The sequence below is a fragment of the Duganella margarita genome (assembly GCF_009857535.1).
Classification (GTDB): domain Bacteria; phylum Pseudomonadota; class Gammaproteobacteria; order Burkholderiales; family Burkholderiaceae_D; genus Rugamonas; species Rugamonas margarita.
The window spans coordinates 388,040-396,723 of record NZ_WWCS01000001.1; the positions used below are offsets into that span (position 1 = coordinate 388,040).

The following is an 8,684-nucleotide window of genomic DNA, read 5'->3' on the forward strand; positions in this document are numbered from 1 at the left end:
ATGCTCAAGATGTTCGCTTGAGCAGACAGATTAAGCCAAATGAGCAGATACGGCAATCGCCGTCGCGCTAAAGTTGAGGTCCGGAGCGCGGTCCCAGACCTCGGTTTGCTTAGCGCTTCGGCGGCATCAGTTCGAGCAGGATCGCGGTTTCGGCCTTGATGGTGTTCATCAAGGTCGGCTGCAGGTCCGGCGCCCACTGTGGCGAGTGGGTGCCTGGCAGTGGCTGGCCGGCTTTCTTCGCGGCCGCCAGACGGTCGGCATCGACCGCGCCGACGTGGATCAGCAGCGCTTTCACGCCTGGCTGCTGGCCGTACATGGCGAAGTCTTCCGACGTCATCTTCGGCGGCATCTCTTTCACAAATTCCGGACCGACAGCTTTTTCCACCGCCTTGATGGCGCGCGCCATCAGTTCCGGGTCGTTGTAGACCGAATCCGTGCCTGGCTTGATATCCACCAGCGGTTCCTTCGGCGCACCGGCCGCGATGGCTTCGCCGCGCGCTTCGCGGGCGATGCTGGCCAGCACGCGCTGGCGTACTTCCGGGCGGAAGGTGCGCACCGTCAGCGCCAGTTTGACCTGGTCCGGCACGATGTTGGCCTGGGTGCCGCCCTGGATGCTGCCGACCGTGATGACCACCGGGTCCAGCGGATTGTTCTCGCGCGACACCAGCGTCTGCAACGCCAGCACCAGGCGCGCCGCCATCACCACCGGATCGCGGGTTTCATGCGGCACGGCGCCGTGGCCGCCCTGGCCAAACATGGTGATGGTGACGGTGTCGGCCGATGCGCGGAAGGCGCCGGCGTGCCACATGATGGTGCCGGACGCCATGCTGGCGTCGTCATGCATGGACAGCGCGTAGTCCGGTTTCGGGAAGCGCGTGAACAGGCCGTCCTTCAGCATGGCGGCGGCGCCGTTCAGCGGTTCTTCCGACGGCTGGCCGACCAGCATCAGCGTGCCGCTCCAGGCCTTGCGATTTTCCGACAACAGTTTCGCCGTGCCATACCAGGCCGACATGTGCAGGTCGTGGCCGCAGGCATGGGCCACCGGCACGGTGTCGCCGGCGGCGTTCTTGGTGGTGACCGCGCTGGCAAACGACAGGCCGGTTTTTTCCAGCACCGGCAGCGCGTCCATCTCGGTCCGCAGCATGACGGTCGGGCCGGGGCCGTTGCGCAGGATGGCGACAACGCCGGTGCCGCCCACGCCCGTAGTGACGTCAAAGCCCAGTGCCTTGGCGCGCTCGGCCAGCTTGGCGGCGGTTTCGTGTTCGTTGAAGCTCAGTTCGGGGTGCGCGTGCAGATCCTGATAGAAGCTGGCCAGTTTGGGGTAATCGGTGGTCAGCTGGGCCGCCAACGGAGCGGGCAGCGATGCGGCCTGGCTGGCGGCGGCGGCGATCAGGCAGGCAGCCAGTAGCGTGCGGCGGAACAAACGGGGAGATTTCATGGGAACTCGCTTCAGGGTTGAGGAAGAACGCGATACATTTTACAAGCAAATGTTACATAAATGAATTTATTGTTTCTTTGGAGAATTGGTTGGCGTAAAATCTTGCATATTCAGTTAAGCATATGCAAAAGGACGATAAGCATGGGGTTTCTCTCAAATTTCAATATCGGAAAGCGCCTGGGACTGGGCTTTTTCCTCATTCTGGCGATGACGGTGCTGATCGCGGTGGTCGGCGTGTGGCGCCTGGCCGAGGTCGGCGATTCGACCCGCACCATGATGGCCGCGCCGCTCACCAAGGAGCGCATGATTACCGACTGGTATAGCCTCAATTTCGCCTCGATCCGCCGCACCGCCGCCATCGTCAAGAGCGAAGATCCGTCGCTGGGCGCCTATTTCAAGGCCGATGCGGCCGAGTCGGTCAAGAAGGCGGCTGAGCTGCTCAAAGGTATCGAGCCGCTGATCGCGGAAACCGGTCCGGAGCACGAGCTGTTTGCCCGCATCCTGGAACAGCGCAAGGCCTATAGCGCCTCGCGTGACGGCGCCGTCAAGGCCAAGGGGGAAGGCAACGCCGAGGAAGCTGCGCGCATCCTGGACCAGAAGTTCACCCCGGCCGCGCAGCTGTACCAGGATCTGCTGCAACAACTGGTGACCATGCAGCGCGACAGCATCGACGCCACGGCGCGCGCCATCGACGCCAATACTGGCGAGAGCCGCATGCTGATCGTGGTGCTGAGCGTGATCGCGGTGGCGGTCGGCGCCGTGCTGTCCTGGCTGCTGACGCATGGCATCGTGCGGCCGATCCAGGACGCCGTTACCGTGGCCGAAACGGTGGCCGCCGGCGACCTGACGCACGTGATCGACGCGCGCACCAATGACGAGACCGGCAAGCTGCTGCGTGCGCTGCGCAATATGAATGACAGCCTGGTGGGCATCGTCAGCGAAGTACGCGTCGGCACCGACACGATTGCCACCGCATCGCATGAAATCAGCGCCGGCAACCTGGACCTGTCGTCGCGCACCGAGCAGCAGGCCAGCGCACTGGAAGAAACCGCCGCCTCGATGGAAGAATTGACCACCACCGTGCGCCAGAATGCCGACAACGCGCGCCAGGCCAACCAGCTGGCCATCGCCGCATCGGAAGTGGCGACCCAGGGCGGCGCCGTGGTCAGCGAAGTGGTGACCACCATGAGTGCGATCAACGAATCGTCGAAGAAAATCGTCGACATCATCTCGGTCATCGACGGCATCGCCTTCCAGACCAATATCCTGGCGCTGAACGCCGCCGTGGAAGCCGCCCGCGCCGGCGAGCAGGGCCGTGGCTTCGCCGTGGTCGCCAGCGAGGTGCGCACGCTGGCGCAGCGCTCGGCCGCCGCCGCCAAGGAAATCAAGGAACTGATCACCGCCTCGGTAAGTAATGTGGATGCCGGCGCCAAGCTGGTGGACACCGCCGGCGTGACCATGGAACAAGTGGTCAGCAGCATCCGTCGCGTCACCGACATCATGGCCGAGATCACCAGTGCCAGCCAGGAGCAGACCGGCGGCATCGAGCAGGTCAACGGCGCCATCGGCCAGATGGACCAAGCCACCCAGCAGAATGCCGCGCTGGTGGAAGAGGCGGCCGCTGCTGCCGGTTCGCTGCAGGAGCAGGCGACCCGCCTGGCCGAAGCGGTCGGCGTGTTCAAGATCAACGCCCCGGCCAAGGCCGCGCCGGTGTTCGAACGCAAGGCGCCGGCGCCGCGTCAGTTGAGCACTGCCCGTCCGGTCGCCGCCAAAGCGGTCAAAAAGGCGACACACGCCAGCGACGACTGGGAAGCGTTCTGATTCTCATTAATTGATAATCATTCTCATTACGTGTAAAATCGACGGCATTCTTCTTACCGATCAATGCCATGTGCCATCTGCCTCCGTCCCTCGTGCTGCCTGCCGTTAAACTGAACGCGCAGGTGGGCCTGTGAAAAAGCTCTGGTTCCAGCTGCATTGGTTCGTCGGCATCAGCGCCGGTACGGTCCTGATGGTGATCGGCCTGAGCGGCGCCGTCCTCGCCTTCCGCGAGCAGATCCTGGATGCGCTCAATCCCGGCGTGCGCGCGGTGGCCGTGCAAAGCGCGCCGGTGCTGGCGCCGCAGCAGTTCGCGCTGGCCGCGCGCGCGTTGAAGCCGCACGAACGTGTCACCAGCATCATCCTGTACGACACGCCGGGGGCCAGCGCCCGCATCGGCCTGGCGCCAGCGCCGGGCGCGCGCAAAGGCGAAACGATTTATCTCAATCCGTACACCGCCGCGCTGCTGCCGGAGCTGAAGTACGACGGTTTCTTCGAGTGGACCGAACAGCTGCACCGCTTCCTGCTGCTGCCGCGCGATCCGGGCAAGATGGTCAGCGGCGTGCTGGCCTTCTGCCTGATGGGGCTTGCGCTGAGCGGCCTGTATCTGCGCTGGCCGCGTCGCGTATGGGACTGGCGCACCTGGCTGACCTTCGATCCGCGCATGAAGGGCCGTTCCTTCCTGTGGGGCTTGCACTCGGTGGTGGGCACGTGGGTGCTGTTGGTGTTCATGGTGTTCACCGTGTCCGGCGTGTACTGGGCCTTCGATCCGATCCGCGACATGGCGGACGGCTGGATGGGCACCATACGTCCGCCGCGCGAAGCGGCTACGCCCAAGCCCAAGCCGGCCAAGCCGCCGAAGGCCGAACCGGCCGACCTGACGCCAAGCTGGGCCACCTTCCAGCAGACCGCGCCGAACTGGCAGATGGCTTTCCTGCGTCCGCCGGAGCGCGCCAACGCGCCGCTGCAGATCCTGTGGGTGGCCAAGGATGCGCCGCATGTGCGTGCGCGCAGCAGCATGTCGATCAATATGCAAACCGGCGCGCTGCTGAAGAATGAGCTGTATGCGGACAAGCCGGTAGGCGCGCGTCTGCAGTCGACCATCTATCCGCTGCACCTCGGCACATATTTCGGCGTGGTCGGCCAGCTGATCGTGTTCATCGCCGCGCTGGCGCTGCCTGGCTTTGGCATCACCGGCTGGATGCTGTATCTGAATCGCCGCAAGCAGAAACGCATCGCCCGTGCCGAGCGCGCGCAGTTTGCCGCTTTGGCGCCGGCTGGCGTGGCGCAGGATGATCCGGTGCTGATGGCCTATGCCAGCCAGACCGGCCAGGCCGAGCGTCTGGCGCTGCAAAGCGCGGCCGCGCTGCAAAAGGCCGGCGTGGCGGTGCATGTGCAGTCGCTGGAAAAACTGACGCCGCCGCAGTTGGGCAAATACCGCCGCGCGCTGTTCGTCGCCAGCAGCTTTGGCGAAGGCGAAGCGCCGGATAGCGCGCGTCGCTTCAGCCGTCTGCTGCATGCGGCCAAGGAAGAACTCCAGCATGTGCAGTACGCCGTGCTGGCGCTGGGCGACCGCAATTACGCGCAGTTCTGCGGCTTTGGCCGCACGCTGGATCAGCGCCTGAGCTTTATGGGTGCGCAGCCGCTGCATCCGATGATTGAAATGGATAACGGCGACGCCGGCGCGCTGGCGCGCTGGGGCAATGCGCTGCGCGGCTTGATGGGCGAGGGCGCGGCCGATGCGGCGGAGGTGACGCTGAGCGCTGCCGCCGACGACGGAGAATATGTGAGCTGGCGTCTGGAAAAGCGCGTGCTGCTCAATCCGGGCAGCATCGGTTTTCCGCTGTACGAGATCACGCTGGGCGGCCACATCGGAGCTGGCTGGCATCCCGGTGCACTGGTGGATATCTGGCCGGGACATTATGGCGTGGATGCGGCGCCGCGCCGCTACTCGCTGGCGTCAGTGCCCCAGGATGGCAGCTTGCAGCTGGTGGTGCGCCAGGTGCAGTGCGAGCGCGGACTGGGCCTGGCCTCTGGCTGGCTGACCGACCAGGCGGCAATCGGCGACGAAGTGCGTGTGCGCCTGATCGCGAATCCGTCGTTTGACGCGTATCCGCAGCCGGCGCCGGCGATCTACATCGGCAATGGCTCGGGCATTGCCGGCCTGCGTTCGCATCTGCGCGCGCGGGTGCTGGAAGGCGCGCAGCGCAACTGGCTGATTTTCGGCGAGCGTCAACAGGCGCATGACGCCATTTGCGCGGACGAGATCAAAGGCTGGCGCGCGCAGGGCTTCCTGCCGGAGCTGGATCTGATGTATTCACGTGACGTTACCGGCGGCGGCTATGTGCAGGATTGCCTGCAAGAGCGCGCCGATACGCTGCGCCAGTGGATCGCCGATGGTGCGGTGATCTTCGTCTGCGGCAGCTTGCAGGGCATGGCGGGCGGGGTGGATGCAGCGCTGGCCGACATCATCGGCCGCGCGCAGCTGGAGCAGCTGGCAGAAGATGGCCGCTACCGCCGCGATGTGTATTAACCCCTCAAGCGAAGGGGTCTGACCCGTTCGGGGTCAGACCCCGAGCCGTCGCAGTGCGGGTTCAGGGCCGCTACAACGCTGTCTCGAAGCCTTCCAGCACGTTCACGACGTTCACCCCGAGTTCCTTGACGACGTTGCCGCCTTCGAAGATGAAGACGGTGGGGACATTCAGCCAGGCCAGGCGTTCGCCGATTTTCAGGTAGTCGGCGCTTTGCAGGTTGAAGCGGCCCAGCGGATCGCCGGCAAACGTGTCCACCCCCAGCGACACCACCAGCGCATCCGGCGCAAAGCTGCCGATGCGGATGCAGGCTGTCTCCAGCGCCGAGAACCACGCCTGCGCGCTGCTGCCGGCCGCCAGCGGCAGGTTCAGGTTGTAGCCCATGCCGGCGCCCTGGCCCCGCTCATCCGCATGGCCGAGATAAAACGGATACTCGCTACGCGGATCGGCGTGTATCGATATAAACAGCACGTCGTCCCGATGGTAGAAGATGCTTTGCGTGCCGTTGCCGTGGTGGTAGTCGATGTCGATGATGGCGACTTTGCGCGCGCCGTCATCCAGCAGGTGCTGCGCCGCCAGCGCGGCGTTATTCAGGAAGCAGGAACCGCCGAAGAAATCCGCGCCGGCATGATGGCCGGGCGGACGGCTCAACACAAATGTGCCGCGCTCACCCAGCCGCAGCGCATGCGCCGCATTGACCGCGCAATCGGCCCCGGTCTTGGCGGCGGTCCAGGTGCCGGCGGTCAGCGGCGTGCCGCTGTCCATCGAATACAGCCCCATACGCGCGGCAAAATTTTCCGGTTCGATATCGCTGCGCAGCGTGCGCACCGGCCACACCGACGGAAACGCGTCCTTCCTGGCGTTGGCCGGATCGAGCGCCACCCATTCGTTCCACGCGCCGCGCAAAAACTGCAGATAGCGCGGCGTATGAATCCGCTCCAGCGACATCAACGGTACGCCATGCGGCGTGACGATGCGGCCCAGGCCACGCCGGCCCAGTTCCGCCAGCACCGCATCCGCACGCTCCGGCTTTTCAAAGCAGGGCACCAGTTCGCCGCGAAACATCTCGTGGCGCCCTTTGTGCTGCGCGTGCAGTTCGTTGTAGAAGGTGAGCATCGGAAGGTCAGTCAGCGTCCTGCTTCGATTGGCACAAGTTGCTGTTGCGGTAGGCCGCCACGTAATCGTCGAAATTCGATTGCGGTGCGGCTTCCATCTCGGCCTGTTCGGCCAGCGAGACGGCGGCCAGGCCATCGAAGTAGGCGGCTTCCTCGGCGCTCGGCGCATGGCTGCGGAAGTAGGCCGCATGCTGTTCGCTTTGCGCCAGCGCGAAGGCGTTGAACGAGTTGCCGTGCGATTTCAGCGCTTCCAGCACTTGCGCCGATGGCGTCAGCGTCGGGTCGTTCAGCTTGCGCATCTGTGCCGCCAGGGCGTCGCCGTGGATGCTGTCGCCGCGCAGCGTATCGAGCAGCGCGGCAGCGGGGCGGATGCGCTCCAGCAGGTCGGCGCCCCATACCGGCAGCGGCACTTCGGCGTCGCCGTTGTGCAGCGTCAGGCCCGGACGGCGGCCTTCCTTGACGGTGCGGGCAAAGTTCTCGGTGTAGCGCGCGCTTTGTTCGGGCGTGATCTGCGGGCTTTCTTCCAGTGCGCAGAACAGCAGGAAGGCGTCGAGGAAGCGGCCGGCCGTTTCGCTGATGCCGACCGGTTCAAACGGGTCGACGTCCATGCAGCGCACTTCGATGTACTGCACGCCGCGCGCGCACAGCGCCTGGATCGGCCGCTCGCCGGTCTGGATCACGCGCTTGGGACGGATGGTGGAGTAGTACTCGTTTTCGATCTGCAGCACGTTGGTGCTCAGCTGGATCCATTCGCCGTCGCGCTTGGTGCCCAGCTTGGCGTACGGTTCGTACGGCTGGTTGACGGCCTTGGTCAGCGCCGCCACGTAGCTGTCGAGGCAGTTCTCGTGCGGGCGAAGACCGGACTGCGCGTCGTTCTGGTAACCGAGGTCGCTCATGCGCAGGCTGGTGGCGTATGGCAGGTACAGCGTATCGGCCGACAGCGTCTCCAGCTTGTGCGGCCGGCCGCGCAGGAAGCCGGCCGACAGCACCGGCGAGGCGCCGAACAGGTACATCAGCAGCCAGCTGTAGCGGCGGAAGTTGCGGATGGTGGCCAGGTAGGCTTCCGACTGGAACGCGCGCGGCGTCAGGCGCTTGGCGTCCGGCTGCTCCCTGGCCTCGTGCTCGGCCAGCACGCGCCACAGGCGTTCGTCCAGCGAGTAGTTGTAGTGGATGCCGGCGATGCACTGCATCGCCTTGCCATAGCGCAGCGCCAGGCCGCGCCGGTAGACATGCTTGAGCGTGCCCAGGTTGGAGGTGCCGTACCAGGCGATTTCGATGTCTTCTTCCGCCGGCAAGGTGCACGGCATCGACTGGCTCCACAGCAGCTCATTGCCCAGCTTGCTGTAGGCATAACGGTGGATGCCGTCCAGCTTGGCGAGCGTGACGCCAATATCGTTTTCAGCGGGCGTGATGAATTCCAGCAGCGTCTCGGCGTAATCGGTGGTGATTTGCGGATGCGTCAATGCCGACCCTAGTGCGCCCGGATGCGGGGTGTGCGCCAGATGCCCGGCGCGGTCCACGCGCAAGGTCTCCCGCTCGATGCCCCGCAGCCCGCCTGCCAGCACGGCGCGGTGTTTTTCTTCGGCCAGCAAGGCCAGGCGTCGTGTCAAAAGAGTTGGCAATTTGAAATCCTTTCTGGTGCAGCTAATAAATTATTGGTGCAGAGAGTAACCGATATTGGCTGAACTCGCCGAAAGGCGGCAAGAAGAGCATTTTAACAAAAAGCGCTGCTTTTTCTTTGTGCGCCAAGCGACCTCCGCATTTGCCATACCGGACAGAACG

Annotated in this window: 5 protein-coding genes; 2 read left to right on the plus strand and 3 right to left on the minus strand. The window is 64.8% G+C overall.

Annotation, left to right across the window (positions count from 1 at the left end; genetic code table 11):
* Positions 1–109: 109 nt before the first annotated feature.
* Positions 110–1,438: an amidohydrolase gene (locus GTP55_RS01880; RefSeq protein WP_161043282.1), complete on the minus strand. Its 1,329-nt coding sequence runs from the start codon at positions 1,436–1,438 to the stop codon at positions 110–112.
* A gap of 141 nt (positions 1,439–1,579) precedes the next feature.
* On the opposite strand from GTP55_RS01880, the gene GTP55_RS01885 reads away from it, so the two are divergent.
* Positions 1,580–3,259, plus strand: a complete 1,680-nt coding sequence (locus tag GTP55_RS01885) for a methyl-accepting chemotaxis protein (protein WP_161043283.1) — start codon at positions 1,580–1,582, stop codon at positions 3,257–3,259.
* Between the two features lie 130 nt (positions 3,260–3,389).
* On the plus strand, positions 3,390–5,789 hold the full coding sequence (locus GTP55_RS01890; protein WP_161043284.1) for a PepSY domain-containing protein: 2,400 nt from the start codon (positions 3,390–3,392) through the stop codon (positions 5,787–5,789).
* 70 nt (positions 5,790–5,859) lie between these two features.
* Here GTP55_RS01890 and GTP55_RS01895 read toward each other — a convergent pair whose 3' ends face one another.
* Both GTP55_RS01895 and gshA read right to left on the minus strand, forming a co-directional pair.
* Complete coding sequence (locus tag GTP55_RS01895) at positions 5,860–6,903, minus strand: histone deacetylase family protein (protein ID WP_161043285.1); 1,044 nt, start codon at positions 6,901–6,903, stop codon at positions 5,860–5,862.
* Positions 6,904–6,910: 7 nt separating this feature from the next.
* Positions 6,911–8,524, minus strand: coding sequence for a glutamate--cysteine ligase (gene gshA, locus GTP55_RS01900; protein ID WP_161043286.1), 1,614 nt, complete (start codon positions 8,522–8,524; stop codon positions 6,911–6,913).
* Positions 8,525–8,684: the final 160 nt, after the last annotated feature.